General features: G+C 33.5%; 11 protein-coding genes. 9 read left to right on the forward strand and 2 right to left on the reverse strand.

The genetic code is table 11. The features are described 5' to 3' along the window. Positions 1 to 11: 11 nt before the first annotated feature. The 5 genes from EV214_RS04940 (at position 12) to EV214_RS04960 (ending at position 12,910) form a co-directional block, all read left to right on the forward strand. Entirely contained in the window at positions 12 to 6,254 is a 6,243-nt protein-coding gene (locus tag EV214_RS04940; RefSeq protein ID WP_132243314.1) for an IPT/TIG domain-containing protein, read from the forward strand. A gap of 2 nt (positions 6,255 to 6,256) precedes the next feature. Beyond that, positions 6,257 to 7,927 (forward strand): S1 domain-containing protein, encoded by a 1,671-nt coding sequence (locus tag EV214_RS04945; RefSeq protein ID WP_207669625.1) that lies wholly within the window; start codon positions 6,257 to 6,259, stop codon positions 7,925 to 7,927. Between the two features lie 32 nt (positions 7,928 to 7,959). Then, complete coding sequence (locus tag EV214_RS04950) at positions 7,960 to 9,468, forward strand: S-layer homology domain-containing protein (RefSeq protein WP_132243316.1); 1,509 nt, start codon at positions 7,960 to 7,962, stop codon at positions 9,466 to 9,468. Between the two features lie 199 nt (positions 9,469 to 9,667). After that, positions 9,668 to 11,095, forward strand: a complete 1,428-nt coding sequence (locus tag EV214_RS04955; RefSeq protein WP_132243318.1) for a S41 family peptidase — start codon at positions 9,668 to 9,670, stop codon at positions 11,093 to 11,095. A gap of 213 nt (positions 11,096 to 11,308) precedes the next feature. Beyond that, complete coding sequence (locus EV214_RS04960; RefSeq protein WP_132243320.1) at positions 11,309 to 12,910, forward strand: CTP synthase; 1,602 nt, start codon at positions 11,309 to 11,311, stop codon at positions 12,908 to 12,910. A 53-nt stretch (positions 12,911 to 12,963) separates the two neighbouring features. Here the strand turns inward: EV214_RS04960 and EV214_RS04965 are convergent, their stop codons facing one another. Beyond that, positions 12,964 to 13,266: a hypothetical protein gene (locus EV214_RS04965; RefSeq protein ID WP_132243322.1), complete on the reverse strand. Its 303-nt coding sequence runs from the start codon at positions 13,264 to 13,266 to the stop codon at positions 12,964 to 12,966. A 179-nt stretch (positions 13,267 to 13,445) separates the two neighbouring features. Between EV214_RS04965 and EV214_RS04970 the strand changes: the two genes are divergently transcribed. After that, positions 13,446 to 14,807 (forward strand): ArnT family glycosyltransferase, encoded by a 1,362-nt coding sequence (locus EV214_RS04970; protein WP_132243324.1) that lies wholly within the window; start codon positions 13,446 to 13,448, stop codon positions 14,805 to 14,807. Between the two features lie 73 nt (positions 14,808 to 14,880). Further along, entirely contained in the window at positions 14,881 to 15,174 is a 294-nt protein-coding gene (locus EV214_RS19060) for a hypothetical protein (RefSeq protein ID WP_243116553.1), read from the forward strand. Between the two features lie 280 nt (positions 15,175 to 15,454). On the opposite strand, the gene EV214_RS04980 is transcribed toward EV214_RS19060, so the two are convergent. After that, positions 15,455 to 16,318 carry a decaprenyl-phosphate phosphoribosyltransferase gene (locus EV214_RS04980; RefSeq protein ID WP_132243328.1) on the reverse strand — a complete coding sequence of 288 codons (864 nt, stop codon included), beginning with the start codon at positions 16,316 to 16,318 and terminating at the stop codon, positions 15,455 to 15,457. Positions 16,319 to 16,611: 293 nt separating this feature from the next. Here EV214_RS04980 and EV214_RS04985 point away from each other — a divergent pair, with 293 nt between their 5' ends. Both EV214_RS04985 and EV214_RS04990 read left to right on the forward strand, forming a co-directional pair. Further along, a complete protein-coding gene (locus EV214_RS04985; RefSeq protein WP_132243330.1) occupies positions 16,612 to 18,747 on the forward strand; it encodes a copper amine oxidase N-terminal domain-containing protein in 2,136 nt (711 codons plus the stop codon). Positions 18,748 to 19,125: 378 nt separating this feature from the next. After that, a complete protein-coding gene (locus tag EV214_RS04990; RefSeq protein ID WP_132243332.1) occupies positions 19,126 to 21,528 on the forward strand; it encodes a copper amine oxidase N-terminal domain-containing protein in 2,403 nt (800 codons plus the stop codon). Positions 21,529 to 21,545 lie beyond the last annotated feature (17 nt).

Raw genomic sequence — 21,545 nt, forward strand, 5'->3', positions numbered from 1 at the left:
GAGGTGTAAAAATGGTGAATCATTTATTAAAGAAATGTATGGTGTTTTGCATTATATTTGCAATGGTATTTGGGATGATGCCGTGGGAGGATATAACTGTATATGCATTTGATCCTGCTAATTTTAAAGTAGATTCTGTATCCATATTAAGGGTATATGATCGAAATAGAATTGCAGAAAAGAAGATTCTAACCGTTGAAGGGATGAATTTGAAAGACGCTGAAACAGGGATGATGACATATACAGATGGATATGTATCGCTTACACCACATCGAACGGTTAATTCTGAAGGTGTTTTGCAGTTCGAATTGGTAGATGGGCAATTTGGAAATGAAGTGAAGATAGAAGGTATCAGTATTCCTATTGATGAAGCTTCTATGCCAATTCTTACGGGCGTGAATAGAGTTGTAAAAATGGGAAGTGAGGATTTGGTTTTGCAGGGATCAAACCTTGAAAATATTAAAAATGATGTTAAAATTACGGCAAAGTATCAACATGATGAGGGTGGAGCAGTGGATTTTGATAAAAATAAATTTACAGAAGACACCACTGATTCAACTAAATGGAATCTAGAAAAACCAATAGGTACCCCTGGAATCCAACACATGATTTTTCAAAGAGAAGATAGTATAGTGAAGGATTTTCCTTTAAATCCTGGTACTACAGTGAAGGTTAGCGTGGCTTATACTTATAAAGATCAATTCCAATTCTTAAATGAAATTAAAGATGTTGAAGATTTACAAATGTTTCCAAATAGAGGAGAAAAGGGAGATAAAGTTTATTTTCAAGCGAAAATATTGCAAGAATATGATGTGTATTTTTTAAAAGCAATCGATGGAACAGATCCGTATACAAATGAAAACAAAGGAAAAAATAAGACTTTTCAAGTAGGGGATGGAGATAAGATAGATGTTTTGACGGTAGAGGTTCCAGATATTGATATTGGAGAATATTATGTAGTGCTTACAAATCCAGTTAAAGCAGATCAGGACCCTATGAAAGAGGTCAATCAAGTATGGGTTGTAAGAGTAAACAACAGTGATCCAACTTCTTCAGAAGACAAATTTACAGTAACTGATGGAAAAACCAAGCCGATTATTCACGATATACAGCCAAACAGTGGACCCGATACAGGGCAGGAAGTGACCATTACAGGACAATTTTTAGGAAGCTTAAAGATTCCAGAATTTCAACCAGACAATGCTAATCTATTAGAAGTCGAAAAGCCAGATACAGATAGTGATAAAGAAACGTTAGAAATTACTTATTCTGGAGGAATCTATAATAAAACAACAACGGTTACTTCTGTAGAAAGAAAGATGAAAGTGATTATAGGTGATAAGGCAACATTTATTGATAAACAAAAAGATAATGAATATGATGTAGAATTTGATGCTGATTTAGATGTAATCAATGTACTTACACCACAAATTACGGATGCAGCTACAGATCCTATAAAGGACGTTGTGATAGAAATAGAGACGATCATGAGTGGATGTAAAGATAAAGATGATGGAACAGCCAAACAGAATATTATTATTAAAGAAAGAGCAACGTTAAAAGATGCCTATACATATATACCAAGTAAACTTGCACCAACGATTGAAAAGGTAGTTCCAGAAAAAATCCAAGTAGATGCTGATCTGAAAGTAGGAGAAGATACCCTCGTAGGTATTTATGGAGAGAATTTTACAGTGCATAAGTTTGTCTATGATGATGGAAAAGAAGTAACCAGATATCCTATTGTTCAATTTGGAAAAGATATTATTTTGGATAAAAACAGTGATGAAACAATAGATATTAAAATATTTGATAATAAAGGAAATGAACTTGATGGAACAACAGGAAATGAGGTAGGGAGTAAAATACTTGTTAAAATTCCAAAAGATGCATCAATAAAAAACTTAGGAAAAACTTTTGTCAGAATAAGAAATCCCATCCGTAATTCTATGAATATGGGGCTTAGTGGAGAACTGAGCAATGCGATAGCGTTTGTTTTACCAGATGCAAGCAAAGTACCTATTATTAGTAAGGTCACACCAGATGTTGTTACGGTGGAGGGTGGAGAAGATGTAACGATCACTGGAAATAACTTTCAGGGTGGCGTAAGGGTATTTATTGATGGCGCAGAAGTCCAAGGAATAGAAAGATCACAGGATGGAAAGAAAATCAAATTTAAAGCACCGCCAGGAAGAGAAGGAGAAACACAGCTTCAAGTAATGAACCCTGAAGGGGCGATGGATGTACATCTTTTCACCTATGTAAAAACATATACAGATCCTAAGATTATTGATTTTAACCCAAAAGAAGGAAATACGGGTACTCTTGTAGTCATTAAGGGAGATAATTTCCTAAAGCCTGACCCTACTGCGAATGAAGACAGTATCTATAAGCTTATAGGAACAAGAGTGCTTTTAGAAGAAATGGATGTAAATGAATACAATCTAAATCCAGATACAAAGAAGATTATTCTCAAAAATTATATAGCAAGTGATACAGCGGGAGAAATACTAGAAATTGAAGATAAAGATGGAAAACAAAGTTTAAAACTTCAAGATTACTATCATAGTGTAGTTCTTTATGATGAAATAGAAGATGGATTTTATACAATTGAAGAGGATACACAAGGAAATATTTATATTTCTGCTAAAGGAGAGTATGATTATACATTAAAACTAGATGAAGGAATTATAAAAGCAGAAAAAAATACAGGTGGCGTTTTGCCTGTAAATGTAGATAGTGATGGAACAAGTGATTATATTGCGTTAGATGGAAAAACATTTAGAATTAAAACACCGTTTATAACAGATGGTGAAAGCAACATGACTATAGTAAAAGGTAAGATCATTGGCGATAAGGTAAAAGTATTGGGAAAAAATACTATATATTTTTGGGTACCGATCTTATCAGCGGATGGATACTATGATGTAACAATTGTCAATCCAGATACGAAAAGAGACAGTAAAGTAGACAAAGAAGGATTTTATTATTTCAGACAGCCTCAATCAAATCCAGAAATTAATGATGTTGATCCACCACAGGGGTCTACCGAGGGTGGATATGATGTCATCATATATGGTAAAGATTTCATGGATGATAGTGTACGTAAAACAAAAATAATTATTAATGGAATAGAAGTGTCAGATCAAGATGTAACAGTGAATGTGGATGGTACTGCAATAACGGTAAAGGTACCAGCGTATACAGGAGATTTAAGAAAAGATGAGGATACAGACAGATTGACTGTACCTATTGTTGTGGTAAATCCAGATGGAGGAAGTGCGTGCAAAGAAGATGGATTTACATATGTTGTTCCTACCAGTAATCCTCAAATAGCAAAGATTGTTCCACAAAAAGGAAATGCTGCAGGAGGAGATGTTGTAGAGATTACAGGATTTGATTTTAGATATTATGAGCCCTTTAATGATTTGAATAGAGACCAAGCATTAGATGAGGATGAAGGAGAAACTTATGAAGATGTAAACAAAGATGGCAAGTGGAACAATGAAGCGCAAATAGGAACAGGTAACGATTGGTCAGAACCAAAGCCCCTAGAGCATAAGCTTTATGACCATTACTATGCATCTTCTGTGTTACCGAAAATTTATTTTGGAAAAAAACAAGGGAAAATCGTTGAATTTTCAAAAGGCTATTTAAAAGTGCTTACACCTGATGGAGATGCTGGAGGAGTAGATGTTTATATCGTCAATAATGACTCGGGAATTTCCAATAAGATATCATTTACTTATGAAGCTTCAAATCCTGCTATAAAAAGTATCGTACCTGCTGAAGGGAGAAAGCAGGGAGGAGATAGTGTAGAAATCTTTGGTCAAAATTTTACAAAAACCAATATGCAAATTTATGGACATAGTGCTACAACGTCTATGGTTCGTGTAAATTTTGGTGCAATCACGAATAAGAATATTCCAAGAGAAGAAGAAAACTCAGGGCTGATCAATAGCGGAAGAACAACTGTAAAGCTTTTGGGAAATTTAAGTATAGAATATAATGGGGATACGGATTCATTAAGACCGATCATTGAAGTCAATAATAAGGTGTATGAAATTCCTGGAGGGATTACAAATTATAAGGACACAGAAATATATATTCCAGTGAGTATGTTAAAGGACAATGAAGGAAATGCTTATGCAGGAAATGAACTGATTCGTGTATATATTGAGGATAGAAGGTTGATTGTAGAAAGAGGATATGCGCCAGAAGTAGAATATATAGATGCTTCCCATATAATTGTAAAAACACCTTCTTATTATACCGTAGGAAAAGTGCCTGTTGTAGTGATCAACCCAGATGATGGACAAGCAAAAGGGGAATTTGAATATAAAAATCCTGACAGTAGTCCTAAGATTACAAATATTACAAAGGATGGAAGAAATCCTGAGGAAGAAATATTAGAAGGTAAATCCGTAAAGCTTTCGAAAATGAGCTATAAGGGTGGAAATATGGTATCCGTAATAGGTGCTGATTTTAGGGAAAATGCGAGTATTCAAATTGGAGATGTACTGACAATCAAGCCAAATGACATTACCTATCAGTTGCCAAACAAAATGACATTTAAAATGCCATCTGTACCACAAGATCAAGTAGGCAGTACACATAGGGTAGTTGTCGTGAATGAAGATGGTGCAAGTACAGCTTCTAATGAATTAAATCCACCTATTTATATTCAGTTTACGCAAGGAGAGACACTTCCTGCTGTAAACCAAATTGAACCAGATCAAGGGCCAGCAACTGGAGGGACAACCGTTACAATAAGAGGGAAGGATTTTAGGGAAGGACTTTCAGTACTTATTGGAGATGTTCCTGTTCAAAATTTAACAATAGTGGACTATAAGACCCTGAAGATTAAGACACCGCCACATGAACCAGGAAAGTACGAAGTGAAAATAGAAAACCATGATGGCGAAATCTCTGACCCTATGGGGATATACACGTACATAAGTGCCCCTACGGTCATTTCAGTGGTTGACCCAGAAGACCCAGCAGAAGCAAGTATTATGGAGACAATCTCTGTTGAAGGAGGACAGGAAATAAAAATAAAAGGGTCTGGATTTCTTGACGGAGCAAGAGTGCTATTTAGTCCTAATATAAAAGATGGCGTGGAAGACGAAGGGGAAGAAATATACTTTGATGAGAATAAAAATGGAGAATATGATGAAAAATTATATTTGATAGAAGGAAAAGAAGGAACAGATGTAAAGGTAATTGATGATGGAACAATTATTGTAAAAACACCAGAAGGGAAATTAGATGCAATAGGAATTATTGTGATTAACCCAGATCAAGGAGCAAGTAAAAAATATGAAGGGATAAAATATGGACTTCCAGAGGTTTCAGTACCTACAGAAGTTTCAGCTGAACTGATCTATGACAGATACATCAAAGTAAATTGGAAAGCCGTAGAAGATGCAGCAGAATATGAAATTCATGTAGTCATTGATGATCACGAAAAATATTTAGTTGGAAATACAGAGTTAACGTCCTTTATTTACCAAGATTTAGAAAAAGACACAAAATATAAATTCGTTGTGACCGCTATTGGAAAATACGGATCTTCAAAATACTCTATGGAAAGTAATGAAGTAAGAACAGGAAGTCATGTGGGACCAAAGGATGAAGACGGCGAGTTAGGTGAAAAAACAAGCATTAAAAAAGTTGGAAACACTGCAAATATCATTATTGGACAGGATGATGATGACAAAGAGATGAACATAGATTTAACAAGAGGTGCTTTAGCAGGATCAAAAGAGGTGATTATAAGTATACCATCTAGGGTAGTAGCAAGCTTAGACGCAAAAGATGTTACAGTTACTGGACAAGATTTTGTGGTGAAATTCAATCCAAACAATTTCTACTCAGAAAAGGTAAGAGAACACAAAAGAGAAAGAAATGCTGGTGTACGTTTTGTGATGAAGCCTATAGAAGGGGATACAAATATAGTAAGCACCAAACAAGGGCAAATAGTATTGTCAAAGCAATATTTGTTAAAAGCTTCTGTTTATGTAGATCAAAACAGTACAGAAATGACTTATTTGCCAGCCTATGTACAAGTAAGTTTAGATGTAGATAGACAAAAATCAGATTTGCGTAGAGTAAAATATATGGACTTAAGTTATTATGATGAAGATGAAGGGGAATGGATTCCTATTGCAAATGGAAATGGTGATAGCTATGCCATTACGGGCATTACTGACAAATTAGGAAAAATTGCAATCATTGGAAGCAGGAGGAAGTAATCATGAAAAAAATTTGTATGTTTTTTTGCATATTACTATTCACTTCAATCGTATCTTATGGGGATGTAAATGGTCCCTATAGAGATGGTTTTATTGAAGGATATGTAAAAAAGATCGTAGACAATCAAATACAGATTGAAGAATATGATGGTACTGTGCATCTTTTGAATCTAGATAAAAAAGTAATTCTAAAGATTGATGATATTTTGGTTCGTTTGAATGACTTTAAACCAGGGATGGAGGTTTATGGAGAACTTCGAGGGAGACGACTAAATCACCTAGAAAGCTACTCAACAGAAAATATGGGATATATTCCTCCTGGTGGAAAGGTTCGGTCGGGGATTGTCAAAAGAATTGATAGAGATCAAATTAGTGTAAAAACCCCATTAGGAGAAGAAACCTATTTTATATCTCCAGCCACAATGATTCTTAAAAAAGGGGAAAATGTGCGCGCTTCTACCCTTTACGCAGGAGATCGGGTAAAACTATATTTTGACCAAGTAGATACAACATCTATTAGTAGAATGAATATAGAAGGAAACTCTATTCTTATTAAAGACCTTTATCGAGGAAAGCTTGCTAGGGCAGACCAACTAGAAGATGAGATTATCCTTGGAAATGTGGAAGCATTTCATAATGGAAAATGGCAAGAAGATAAAAATAGTATAGCGATCCCTTATACAACAGAGCTCCCGCTTTATGTAGGAGGACAGAAAATACCTTATCAAAATTTAAAATATTATACAGGAAAAACGGTTTATATGGCAGTAAAGGATTTCTTTGGCTCAGACAAAATAGAAAAGATGGTTGTAAAAAGTCAATATGAAAGCACCTATTCAGATAAGATAGAAAAAATCAATTGGTATTCAGATACGTTTGAATTAGCGAATCATAAAAATATTCGCTTTTCTGATGGAACCATGGTTATAAAAAATGGAAGATTGGTAGACAAAGAATCTATAAATCCAAATGCAGATGCATTTATTGTAGCTGATGGGAGAGGAAATGATCTTTATGCAGATGTGATCAATGTTTATAATGAAGATCTGAACAACTCAAATATAGGTCAAAATTATATATATGCAGGAAGACTCGGTAGAATATTTGAAGACAAGGTTTACTTAAAGGATTTTTATCTTTTGAATCAGCATGATTGGGAATCCTTTAGAACAAGAAAAGAAAGTGATGAGAAAGAACTATTCTATGACAATGATACAACTATTTATGATTTAGAAAATAAAAAATACATTTTACCAAAAGAATTCTTTGCAGGCGATTATGCGGTGGATGAAGAGACAGATGATGATGATCGGATTGAAAAGAATCACTTAAAAGACTGGCATGGATATATCTATACAGATGGAGACAGGATCACAAGTATTATAGTTCAGAAAAAATTAGATACCTTGAGCCGGCAAAGAGTTACAAATGGTGTGGTTCAAAAGGCAGAAGATGATAAACTCGTTGGCTGGACTGTTTACTTAACAGATGGGAAAGATTATAGCCAAAGACACGAAAAATGGATGGCAAAAAACACAACCATTCGAGTAAACTTGGAAAAAGCAATGATTGTAAAGAACGAAAAAATAATAAGTCCAGAGGAATTACAAGCAGGGGATCGACTGTATATTGTAAGAGATGATTTTACAGGAAAAGTAGTGGTAGTAAAGTAGGTAATTAAAAAGATTGATAAGGGGGAAAATGAATGAAGAAGTTGATAGTAAGTTTGATGGTATTTTTCCTAGCAATAAGTCCTGTAACAGCATGGGCTACACCCCCCGGATTTTCTGGTGGCGTAAATAATGAGTATGAATACGAAGAAGTCGTTTTCATAACAGGAGAGCCGATTAAATTTGTAGGAACCGTTGATGTAAAGGAAAAAGAGAAAGATCATGAAAAGACAATTGACTATAAATTTAAATTAACACCAGAAGATAAGACAATAGATGGAAAGTTAGATCGAAATATTACACTTTTGACAACCTATACAAAAAGAGATGACAAAGGACAAACTATAGGACAAACAGTGGTAGATAAATATAAGGAAACATTGACAATCGAAAAAGATAAATATGAGCTTGCTAAAGATGGGGGATACGAATTATCAAAATCGAATGTAACAGATAATCGACCTGCTTCAGATTTTTATTCTGGCAATCTAAAGGCTAGAAAATACTATACCATCAATAAAGATGAAGGCGAAGTAATTGTTGACATCAGTGGTGGGAATGCAGGATATAAAAACTTTTGGGGAAGTACAGAAACAGAAATTTTAGATTATAATATTACTTCTAAAAGAAATACGGAAGATGAAGATGGAGATATAGATACAAATTTTTGGCATGGGACAGTAAAAGTGCAAGTTTCAGACAGTTTGACAAAGACCCTTAAGTATTCAGAAAACGAAGCTGATTTTTCAAGCTTCTATGGAGGACATGTAAGGGTTACAAATAGCGAAATGGTATCAAGGTATGAATATAACCTTCCAAGAGTAGAAGATGATGCAATAAATGATAGAAGACGAGCAATTGGAAGGTTGCAATTAAGACAAAAGATGGTACCGAAAGTAGAAAGATTGGTTATACCAAAATTTAGAGATATTGGGGGTCATCCAGCAGAAGAGTATATAAAGAAACTTTATTCTTTAGATGTGTTTGATGAACCATCCACGTTCTTCTCGCCAGACATTCCTTTTACGAGAGCAGAATTTATAAAAGGCGTGATTAAAGCGTGTAACATTAGACCTTCTTTAGAAGAAGAAACAAAAACACGGCGCAGAAGAAGAAATGATCCTGAAGAAATATCCCCATTTAAGGATGTAGAAGTAAAAGATACGGATTATAAATATATAAAAGATGGATTAGAGAAACAAATCATAACAGGCGTTTCTGATGATTTGTTTGCGCCAGATCAACCGCTAACAAAAGCCCAAGCGATAACGATTTTAATAAAAGCTTTAGGTTTTGAAAGTAAAGCGCCAACACCTGGGTTTTATACTTCCTTTACAGATGACGGGAAAATTCCTAATTGGGCAAAGGATAGTATCTATGTGGCAAAAGAAATCAATTTGATTCATGGAGATAATATGAATCGGATTAATCCAAACAAGACTATTACCAGAGCAGAGACATCGGAAATGCTTGTAAGATTCTTGGAATTTTTACAAAAAGATCTACAAAAAGATTATCGAGAAAATATTATAAACTTTCATTGATCATGAATAAATGATAGAGACAAAATAGTTGTCTCTATCATTTTATAAAAAAACAGAGGAATTAATGATATAATAGAATAAAATATATTCTAAAGGAAAGGAAAAAATACGATGAACAATGAAGAAAAAATCCTTAATTTAGTAGAAAATTCTGGTCTATCATGTTTTATTTTCATAGGTTGAAAAAGGGGTGTGGGGAATGGATAAGTTTTTTAGAAGAATCTATCGTTTGATGCTTTGTATACTTACATTAATGATGATATTCACAAGCTTTACCTATGCGAATGAAGATTTTAAAAAATTTAAAAATTTAGATGAGAGAATGGCATATTTAAAGTCTGTTATCGAGTATATCGAAAAAAATTATGAGGGTGAAATAACAGAAGAAGAGCTGATGGAAGGCGCGTATAAAGGGGTATTTGAAGCACTAGATCCTCATAGCAATTATTTTAAGCCTGATGAATATGAACAATTTGCGATAGAGAATACAGGTGTTTATGGAGGAATTGGCGTTACGATAAGTATAAATGATGGCAAAATAGTAGTGACAGAAACCATGGCAGGGAGTCCTGCTCAAAAAACAGGGCTAAAGGTAGGTGATGTAATAAGATCTATAAATGACCAAGATATAAAGCAATACAAGCTAAAACAGGCTACAGATTTACTTTTTGGAGAACCAGGAACAGAAGTAAAACTTGGAATAGAAAGAAAAGAACAAGCGCATATACTAAATTTTGATATCGTAAGGGAAGAAATAAAAGTAAATCCTGTAGTATCTAAAATACTAAACAGTAATATAGGGTATATTAAAATTGATACCTTTAATAAAAATACCAGTGAAAATGTAGAAAAAGTACTAAAAGAATTTCAAAATAAAAATATAAAAGGGTTGATTTTAGATTTAAGAGGCAATCTAGGGGGATTATTATACGAAGCAGTAAATGTAGCAGATCCATTCATTCCAAAAGGACCCGTTGTACATATAGATTATAAAAACAAAAAAAGGGAAACGCTTTATTCGAAAAAAGAAAGAGTCAATATGCATTTGGTTGTATTAGTAAATGAACTTACTGCAAGTGCATCAGAAATTGTTGCAGGGGCTATTCAGGATACGAAATCAGGTGTGATTGTAGGAACAAAGACTTATGGAAAAGGAACCGTTCAACATACAAATCTTATGATAAATGGTGGCGGCATCAAACTTACCATTGCAGAGTATCTAACACCAAGTGAGAGAAGGATTGATGGCATCGGGATTCAACCAGATATTGTTGTAAAGAATACAAAAAATATCAATAGACAAGATATAAAAACATTTAACAACATGATAGAAGATGAAAATGCTACATTAGGAGACAAAGGACTCAATGTATATGGCGCACAGCAAAGATTAAAGTTTTTAGGGTATGAAAAAATTGAAATTACAGGACTATTAGATGGGGTTACATCTAACGCCATAAAAGAATTTCAGCAATTAAATGGATTGGCTATAGATGGTATATTAGATAAAAAAACAAGAGATAAGTTGAATGAGAAAGTAGAAGAAATGTATAATGGGGAAGAAAAAGATTTACAGTTGGAAAGAGGAATAGAAATCTTAAATGATAGAATAAATAATGAAAAATAAAAACGATAAACTGTATTGACGCAAACGGATGAATGAGATATACTATAAAAGTTATTAAAAAATAAAAAACGAGCACCCTACCATGGGTGCCCTGCCATATAAGATAGTACGGACACAGGTAGGTCACCCGTAGGGGGTGACCTCTCTTTTTTTGAAAAAATGATTTTAAGGGCAAACTAAATCAAATAAAAATATCGAAAGGAGTATTTACAAATGACAAAGTTTATCTTCGTTACAGGAGGTGTGGTTTCATCTCTAGGAAAAGGAATCACGGCTGCATCATTAGGTCAATTACTAAAAGCAAGAGGACTAAAGGTTACGATTCAAAAATTTGACCCTTATATCAACATAGACCCAGGGACAATGAGTCCATATCAGCATGGGGAAGTGTTTGTAACAGAGGATGGGGCAGAGACAGATTTAGATTTAGGACATTATGAAAGATTTATAGATATCAATCTTGGCAAATATAGCAGTGTAACTACAGGGAAAATTTATTGGTCTGTTATTACAAAAGAACGAAAGGGAGAATACTTAGGCGGAACCGTGCAGGTAATTCCCCATATCACCAATGAAATAAAGGAAAGAATATTAAGAGCCGGTAAGCAAACCAATGCGGATATAGTGATTACAGAAATCGGAGGAACGGTTGGGGATATAGAAAGTCAGCCATTCTTAGAAGCCATCAGACAGATTAAATATGATGTTGGAAAAGAAAATGTTATGTATATTCATTTAACACTACTACCATTTCTTGGGAAAGCTGGAGAGGTAAAGACAAAACCTACCCAGCATAGTGTACGAGAACTAAGAGAAATTGGGATTCAACCAGACGCTATTGTTTGTAGAGCAGAGATTCCAATGTCAGAAGAAGTGAAGGATAAAATCAGCCTATTCTGTAATGTGGATAAAAAGCATGTGATTCAAAATATGGACGTGGATTCTATATATGAAGTACCAGTAATGTTACAAAAAGAAGGATTAGCAGAGATTACGTGTGAGAGACTAAGTTTAAACTGCAGTGAACCAAATGTAACAGCGTGGAAAAGCATGGTTGAAAAAGAAAAAAATCTAAAGGATCACATAAAGATTGCATTAGTTGGAAAATATGTAGAGCTTCATGATGCGTATCTTTCTGTAGCCGAAAGCTTAAAACATGCAGGGATTAGCAATGATGCAAAGGTAGAGATTGATTGGATTCAATCTGAAGAGATCACAAAGGAAAATGTAGAAGATGCCCTAAAAGATGCTGATGGTATATTGATACCAGGAGGTTTTGGTGACAGAGGGATAGAAGGAAAAATAGAAGCCATTTCGTATGCAAGAGAAAATAAGAAACCGCTATTTGGCATATGCTTAGGGATGCAGCTAGCAGTCATAGAATTTGCAAGGAATGTTGTAGGGCTAAAGGATGCGCATAGCTCAGAAATCAATCCAGAAACACCTTATCCAGTTATTGACCTTATGCCAGATCAAAAGGATATAGAGGACATGGGCGGTACTATGAGACTAGGGGTTTACCCATGTAAGGTTTATGAGGATACATTAGCAAAAAAAGCATATCATGAAGATTTGATTTACGAAAGACATAGACATAGATATGAATTTAATAATCAATATAGAGATCAATTAACAAAGGCAGGACTTATAATCAGTGGTATTTCGCCAGATGAACGATTGGTAGAAATGGTAGAACTAAAGGATCATCCTTGGTTTGTATCCGTACAATTCCATCCAGAGTTTAAATCAAGACCTACAAGACCCCATCCATTATTTAGAGATTTTGTAAAAGCTTCTATTGAAAATAGAAAATAATCAATATATACTAAAATAGCCGAGCCGTTGCTCGGCTATTGATTGTATTACTGCTATTTTACAGCTTTTAATAGTGCAATATCGTTCCAATTTTTTGAGGTGATAATCTCGACACTAGATAAATCCTTTGATAAGTTGTCGATCTTATGATTGATATTTCTATGTCTATCGGCATTTTTTATATCAAGCTGTGTAAGATGATCTTTAATTTCTTGTTGACCTTGTTCTAATTTGGCTTGACCTTGTTCTAATTTGGCTTGACCTTGTTCTAGTTTTTCAAGACGGTGGTTAATGGTTTTGATTTCAAGATCCATGGAATCTAGTTTTTCTAAGATAAGATTTAAAGTTTTTTCCATAATATTCATCCTTTCTTTGGATAGCGCTTGTTTATATTTATATTTTATCATTAGAAAGGTTTTTAGTCACATGAAAATTAATAAAAGAAAAACTTTTCTTGAAAACAAAAAACAATATAGATATACTTATAATGCGATAGGATGTTCGGGATTTGATTATTTTAGAGGGAGAGAAAAGTATGAGGAAAAATATAAACTGGAAAAAGAAAATAGGACTTATATATATACTAGCAATATTCCTAATAGGTCTATACTTACGTATTCAATACATACAAAATGTATCGACCCACCTTGTATTCGATTTTAAAGCCTATCAAGAAATTGCTATGAACATATTTTGGCGCTGTGGACATACTTTAGGAGGAGAACCTATCGCATTTCAAGGGATGGGGTATCCCACAGTATTAGGATACGTTTATCGCTTTTTTAAAAGTGCAGATGTAATGGTTGCCAAAAAATTCAATGTGTTTTGTTCCATGCTTACATTAATTATGCTCTATTTTATATTAATCAAAATCACAAAAAGAAAATTTGTAATCTATACAACCTATACAATTGCTGCGTTGCTTCCAAATTATATTGCGTATAATAATGTGGTTGGAACAGAAGTGTTTTTCACCTTTTTATTTGCGAGTATTATTCTTATACAAGTATATGATTTTGACAGAAGGATAAAATACTCATTACTAGGGATTGTTATTGGCATTTCGGCCCTTACAAAACCATTTTTTATGGCATACCCAGTTGTACTTGCTTTTATTGATTGGTTGAAAAATAAAGAAATAAAAAAAGCAGCTATCCTATTATTGGTTACTTTTATGATAATGGCTTGCGTTATTTCCCCATGGACTTATCGCAATTATAAAAAAATTGGGAGATTGATTCCTATATCCTATAATTCAGGATACGTGCTTTATATCAACAACAACGGATACAATACAACAGGTGCATGGATGCCACTAAAAGATGTAGCAGCACCAAAAGAAGTAAAACAAGAAGTGGCAGATATTTTAAAGAAAAAGAATGTAAAGATCGCCCATGAAATAGAGCCGATCATTAAAAAACAAGCAAAGAAATGGATTTTAAATAATCCTGTAGAATTTTTTAAGCTTGGATGCTTAAGACTACAGCAGACATTCTTTAGTGGTACTTGGGATTTAGATGCTTGGACAAGTAATGATATGGAAAAAATAGAGAAAGCCTATCCAAAATGGGATAAAGAAAAGCAGACTTTCTATACAAGAAATAAAAATTTCTCAAAGGTAATGAGAGATATGTTTGTATATATTTTAAATAGCTTTGGGATTATATACATGTTTATCAGTAGTAAAGTGATACTGAAGGCACTCTTTAAGAAAGACCATAAACTAAAATATGAAATATTGATTCCTGCTATCAATACAGCCTTTTTTATAGCCATCGATTTTGTATATGAAGGGCAAACAAGATATAATTTTCCACTCCTTTTCTTATTTGCAATGAGCATGAGCATAATGATCGATGTGGTTATGAAAGCTTTTGAAGATAAAGTAAAATCGTAGAAAATATTGCAAATGAAAAAATGGTGTGAAGGGGTTAATATACATGATATAATAGACATGAGGAGTGATTATGATGGAACAAAAGATGTTTGCGTTTATGGAAAAAATGTATAATAAGATGATTAGTATAGAAGATGCAGTAAATAGAAATGGTGAAGCTATAGAAAAAAACAGAGAAGCTATAGAAAAAAACACACAGTCTATTATCAACTTAGAAAACAAAATGGACAAGCATATAAGTGCGTTATACGATGGATATAAACAAAGTGTCGAAGGAATAAACAGACTGGGAAATAAAATAGATAAATTAACTGAAAAAGTAGAAAAACAAGAATTAAAAGTAAGCGCTTTACAGGTTGTAAAATAAGAGAGTGGACTAAGTATCCACTCTCTTATTTCTGTATATAGTACAAAACCAGCAAGTCCAATGGCTACCCCAAGCCAAAGTGTTGAAAAACGTGTAATAATAGTAGTAGCCACAGATACATCCTTCGTAAGATGCATCATCATAAGAAGACCCACAACACTCCCCTCAACGGCAAATAATCCCCCAGGCATCATGGAGATCGCACCGACAATAAAAGAAAAAGAAACGATAAATACACAATTTTCTTTAACTTTTGAAAATCCAAGTTTTAGCCTCCTTTTTATATAAAATACAATATCACAATACAACTAACTGCCCAAAGCATTATATCTACAATCAAAGGTTTGTCACTAAGGAGAACCAACTCAGGATTTTCCCCCATTCCCTTTTTATGTACAATATATTGATAGCGAAAGATGCCATAGATCACAAAAGGAATGGTGGACATCATTATAATAGAATGTCCTGCTGTAAAGGTATAAAGAGAATACGCCATTACCGTTGAAGAAGTAACAATATGTAACATATCATTTAAAAGATCAGGGGTGTATTCTTCTAAGATCTTTCTTGTTGTTTTATGACCACTCTTCATTAGCGCCATTTCACTCTTCCTTTTATGAAGACCTAAAAATAAGGATAATAAAAAAGTACATAACAAAAGCCAAGGAGAAATAGCTACATCTATAAGGACAACCCCTGCCACAGCTCTTAAAATAAATCCAATAGAGATGGTCATTACATCTAATAGGACTACATGTTTTAAAATAAATGAATAAAAAGTAACCAAAATAAAATAAAAAAGGCCAACAACAAAAAACAAAAGATTCATTTGATAAGCCGTATAAAATGAAAAAACTATACTGATACATAAAAATAGAATAGCTTGTATTACGCTTACCTTACCTGATGCAATGGGGCGATTACACTTCTTAGGATGTGATTGATCCTTTTTCCTATCAACAATATCATTCACAATATAAACATTTCCAGAAAAAATACAAAACAAGATGAAACCAACTATACTCAGTTTGAGCAAATCCACATTAAATAGATTATTAGAAAATAATATGCCTGCAAACAACACAAGATTTTTTGTCCACTGCTTTGGTCGCATGGTTTTCAATAACCCAACCAGCATTTCCATAAAAAAACCCCTTTCTTAAACATCGAAATTTCAACCTTCAACCTATTGATCGATACTAACATTTTAACACAGTATGCATGATAAAAGTATGCAATATCTATGTAACATCTATGTAATATGCTAACCCTAAAACCCCCTCAAACCTACTAAAGCACACATAGGAAAAACTTACTAATATTACAGAACGATTAAATGCATTGAATTGATAAAGCAAAGCCGATATAATACTTCATGTAACAGTTAGTTACAAACTTCGACAAAACAAAACAAAATTAAGAGGAGGAATTATTAAGATGAAGAGAAAAATTTCATTATTGTTGGTACTAGCATTAATGCTAACATTAGTACCAATGAGTGCGTTCGCGGCAAGTGACAATTCTGTATCAAAAATTATGACAGTAAAAGCGGATACAGAAATAGACACAGATGCACCATATTTAAGAATTGAGAATAACAAAGGGGACTTCGGAACAAAAGAAACTATTGAATTAAGATTAGAAAATGCAGAATGGTTAGATGAAGTAGACGAAACATTTGCAGTTGAGTTTGATAAAGCTGCAACTTCAACTGTGGCAGCAACTGTATATAGAAAATCTGATACAAGAGTAGAATTAGTAGTAGAAAATGCAATTAAAGATGATGTAATCAATATGCCTTTACATGTAAAAGTGTTAAACGATGGAGAAGCAAAAGTAATTGTAAGTTCAAAAAGTGGTGTAGTAACAGAAGGTACTTATAAGTTTGCTACAGCAGTAAATGCTTCAACAACAATTAGAATTGACGATACAATCACTTTCTCAAACGTTAAAGCAATCGAGCCAATTGAAATCGAAGAAAATGCAGTAGGTGCTATTGATGTAGCAAAATTAAAATACATCAGAGTAGAATTAGATAAAGATTTCAAATTACAATATGACAACATTGCAGTAACAGGAGATTTAATCAATGGAACATTAGATGCTACAGCTGTTGAAAAAATTGATGATAATATCATCAAAATCAACTTTGCAGCAGGTACATTAAAAAGTGACTTAGGAATTCGTGGAGATATAGAGATTAATGGTTTAACAGTAAACCCTGGCAAAAACGCAAAAGAAGGAAAAGTATATGTAACAATTAAATCAAACGTTTCTGAAATCTCAACTACAAAATTAGAAATGGGTAAATTTGCTGAATATGATGTAGAAGTAAAAGCAGATGGAGAAGCAAAAGAAATCTATGGTGGTAGATATGAAGGTGTGAACACAACAGATGATGCACATGAACTTCAAAAGTTAATCATCGAAGAAAAAGTAGAAGGTTCTTGGTTAGATGGAAGAACTGTATCAGTAGAATTTCCAAGCTGGGTAAAAATCTTAAACGTAACAAAATCAGGAGATACGATTACAAACGAAGATACTGATAAAAATGAATTTGAATTTGATATCACAAAAACAACAGGAAAGAAAAAAGTAGAATTAACTTTCTTCATATCTGTAGAAGCAGGTAAAACAGGAGATGTTACTGCAAAAGTAGAGAGCCGAGGATTAGATGAAGATTATGAAGTAGTATTAGGTAAAGCTTTAGCACCAGCAACAATTACTGCAGAAGTAGCAAAGATTAAAGCAGGTGTAAGAGATCAAGAAATCGGAAAAATTACTATTGCAGAAACAGATGAAGATGCAATCAAAAAAGGAGATCTTATCCTTGAATTAGACAAAGATTTAGATTGGGATGGAGAACCTACAGTAAAAGTAACAAAAGGTGATTTAGAAATCGATGAAGACAATATTGATGTAAAAGATAATGTATTAACAATCAAAGTAGAAAGAGAAAGCTCAGAGCCTTCTACAATCGAAATCACAAATGCAAAAGTAAAAGTAGATCGTTCTATTGCAGAAGGTGCAGTAAAAGTAGAAGTAAAAGGTGATGCTTTAATCCAAAATGGATATGACAAAACTTTAGCAGACAGCAAAACAGTTCAATTAGACAACGGTAGATTTGACAAAGATTACTATGCAAAATTAGAAGTAGCAAGTGTCATTACACCAGCTGACAATAACACTTCAGTTGCAAAAGCAGTCCAATTTGTAATCGGAAATGCTGAATACACAGTAGATGGAGAAGTAAAAACTGCTGATGTAGCACCATATATTACAGACGGAAGAACGATGTTATCATTAAGATATGTTGCAGAAGCGATGGGTGTAGAAGATCACAACATCATCTGGGACGGAGCTACTAGAACCGTAACAATCTTGAAAGGTGATAGAATCGCGCAAGTAGAAATCGGAAGCAACAAACTATTTGTAAACGGTGCAGTAATCCCTATGGATACTGTAGCAGTAATAAAAGATGGAAGAACGATGCTTCCAGTAAGCTTCATCGCGAAAGCTTTAGGATCACAAGTAGAGTGGGACGGAGCAACTAGAACTGTAACAATTAAATAATCGAAATATTTTCAAATAAAATAAGAGCCAAAAGGCTCTTGTTTTATTTTTTGTAAGATAATCGTAATGATTTGTAACATCGCTGTAATGGTAATTTATACTTATTTTATATATAATAAGTATAGATTTTGACATATAGAAAAATATACCTATAAATGAAAAAAATATATAATAAATTAAAATATACATTTATTACACTTATATTACAGATAGTATGAAAATATTGACTACATAAGAAAACATTGGTATAATCAGTCATGTATTATAGAGAATTATTCTTTGAAAGCACATTAAAATATAATGTGTTTTCAAAGGATAATGATCCAAAGGGACTATCCTTAAAAATCAAAAAACAATATTAAAAGGAGGAAATTTATAATGAAGAAAAGAATTTCATTATTATTGGTGCTGGCGTTAATCATTTCATTAGTACCAATGAGCGCATTTGCTGCATCTGACAACTACGTTAATGGTCCAGCGAAAGCGAAAAAAGACGCAAACTTAACAACAATGGCAGTACCTGTTTTAAACATTGAAAATGACAAGGGAAACTTTGGTCATGAAGAAACAGTTACCCTTACTGTAAAAAATGGTGATTGGTTAGGGGAAGATGATACAAATTATAGTAAAAATCCAACAGTTAGATATGGTGCGGATCCTGCATTTGCAAATGATCTAGCAACTGAGATTGAAAACCTTAGTAAAAAGGGAAGTGACACAGTAATAGCTACAGTTTACAGAAGATCTGATTCAAGAATTGAACTTACTGTTAAAGCTGCAACTGTTGCTGGTAATACTGCGACAGAAGCACCAAGTGGAACTAAAATTGCAAAAGATCTTGTGTTACAAATTCCTATGTGGGTAATCATGGATGGAGAACTAGCTGAAGTACAAGTTGATTCTAAGACTGATAGAATTACAGAAGGTACTTATAAAATTGGTTCAGGAAGTACTGGAGACACAACAGTGTGGATTGAAGGAACAAAAACATTTTCTAAAATAGAAAAAATCAAAGATATTTTCGTAGAAGAAAATTCTGTAGGAGCTTTAAGTGATTTTAGCGGAAGAAAACATATCAAATTAAAATTAAACAAAGATTTTAAATTTGATATAAGTGCTGCTAAAGTTCAAGGTAGTTTAGTGGCAAGTAATGGAACACTTGCGGAAATCACAAAAGATGGTAGCGGTAATGTAAATGGAGGAAACTGCGAACTTTCTAGTGATAAAGAAGAATTAAGAATCTATATTACAAACGGTAACGATCTAGGTGCTATAAAATTACAAAACTCTAAGTATGCTGAAAAACTAGAAATTACTGGATTGAAAGTAAATCCTGGTAAAGATGCAAAAGAAGGAAAAGTAAATATTAGTTTCACTTCAAACGTTACTGAAATTGAATCAAAAACTCTTGAAATTGGAGAATATGCTGATTACAAAGTAAATATTAACGCGGATGGAGAACCAAAAGAAGTATTTAGTGGAAGATATGAAACAAATATAGACCCTGAGAAAAAAATAGGAACAGGTAACACAGTTGATTTAGCGACAGATTTAGCTTTAACTTCTGATGAAGCACACGAATTACAAAAATTAATCATTGATGAAAAAGTAAAAGGTGCTTGGACAAATGATAAGAGTGTAACAATTACATTCCCAAGTTGGGTTAAAATCCTTTCTGTTAAGAGAGGCGAAGATTACAATTTTATGCAAAGTGCAGATATAGATAAAAATGAATATGAATTCAATATGGGTGGTTGCACAGACAATGATAAAAAGAAAAAGCTAGAATTAACTTTCTATGTATCTGTAGAAGGCGGTAAAGAAGGAGATATCGAAGCAATAGTAAGCGGAAGAGCATTAGATAAAGAAGAAAAAGTAGTTCTTGGAAAAGCAGTGAGTCCTGTAAAAGTTGAAGGTGAAGTTGCTAAAATTAAAGCAGGGGTAAGAGACCAAGAAATTGGAAAAATCACTATGACAGAAGTAAAAGCGGGTGCAATCCAAGAAGATAAAAATATCGTTCTTGAATTAGATACAGATATGGACTGGGATGATGAGCCAGTAGTAAAAGTAACTAAAGGTGACTTAGAGATCGATGAAGATGATATAAAAATAGACAAAAATGATAAAAATGTTTTAATCATTCCTGTGGATAGAGAAAGTACACAACCATCTACAATTGAAATCACTAAATCAAGAGTAAAAGTAGATAGAGCTATTGCAGAAGGATCTATCAAAGTAGAAGTAAAAGGTAATGCAATCATGGCTAATAGCTATGACAAAGACGCACATGAAAACAATACTAAAAAAGATTTACTAGATGATTATGGATTCTTCAACAACAACTACTATGCAAAAGTAGAAGTTGCTAACGTAATCACTCCAGCAGATCAAAATACTACAACTGCAGAAGCAGTTAAATTCGTAATCGGAAATGCTGAATACCAAGTTGGAGAAACAGTAGAAACTGCTGATGTTGCTCCATACATCAAAGATGGTAGAACAATGTTATCATTAAGTACTGTTGCAAAAGCTTTAGGTGTTCCTCAAGAAAATATTCTTTGGGATGGAAATACAAGAACAGTTACAATCAGAAAAGGTAATGTTTATACACAAGTAGTAATTGGAAGCAACATCTTAAAGGTTGGAGCAGTTGAAATTCCTATGGATACAGTTGCTGAAATCAAAGAAGGAAGAACTTGCTTACCAGTAAGCTATGTAGCAACAGCTCTAGGCGCAAAAGCTGAGTGGGATGGAGCTACAAGAACAGTTACTATTAAGTAATGAAATAAAAAAGAACT

This window comes from Marinisporobacter balticus (assembly GCF_004345705.1).
GTDB classification, from domain to species: Bacteria; Bacillota; Clostridia; order Peptostreptococcales; family Thermotaleaceae; genus Marinisporobacter; species Marinisporobacter balticus.

Coding starts and splice junctions, on each gene's coding strand:
- EV214_RS04960 (WP_132243320.1), top strand. CDS start 11,309: ATGACAAAGTTTATCTTCGTTACAGGAGGTGTGGTTTCATCTCTAGGA.
- EV214_RS04985 (WP_132243330.1), top strand. CDS start 16,612: ATGAAGAGAAAAATTTCATTATTGTTGGTACTAGCATTAATGCTAACA.
- EV214_RS19060 (WP_243116553.1), top strand. CDS start 14,881: ATGGAACAAAAGATGTTTGCGTTTATGGAAAAAATGTATAATAAGATG.
- EV214_RS04980 (WP_132243328.1), bottom strand. CDS start 16,318: ATGGAAATGCTGGTTGGGTTATTGAAAACCATGCGACCAAAGCAGTGG.
- EV214_RS04955 (WP_132243318.1), top strand. CDS start 9,668: ATGGATAAGTTTTTTAGAAGAATCTATCGTTTGATGCTTTGTATACTT.
- EV214_RS04965 (WP_132243322.1), bottom strand. CDS start 13,266: ATGGAAAAAACTTTAAATCTTATCTTAGAAAAACTAGATTCCATGGAT.
- EV214_RS04990 (WP_132243332.1), top strand. CDS start 19,126: ATGAAGAAAAGAATTTCATTATTATTGGTGCTGGCGTTAATCATTTCA.
- EV214_RS04945 (WP_207669625.1), top strand. CDS start 6,257: ATGAAAAAAATTTGTATGTTTTTTTGCATATTACTATTCACTTCAATC.
- EV214_RS04970 (WP_132243324.1), top strand. CDS start 13,446: ATGAGGAAAAATATAAACTGGAAAAAGAAAATAGGACTTATATATATA.
- EV214_RS04950 (WP_132243316.1), top strand. CDS start 7,960: ATGAAGAAGTTGATAGTAAGTTTGATGGTATTTTTCCTAGCAATAAGT.
- EV214_RS04940 (WP_132243314.1), top strand. CDS start 12: ATGGTGAATCATTTATTAAAGAAATGTATGGTGTTTTGCATTATATTT.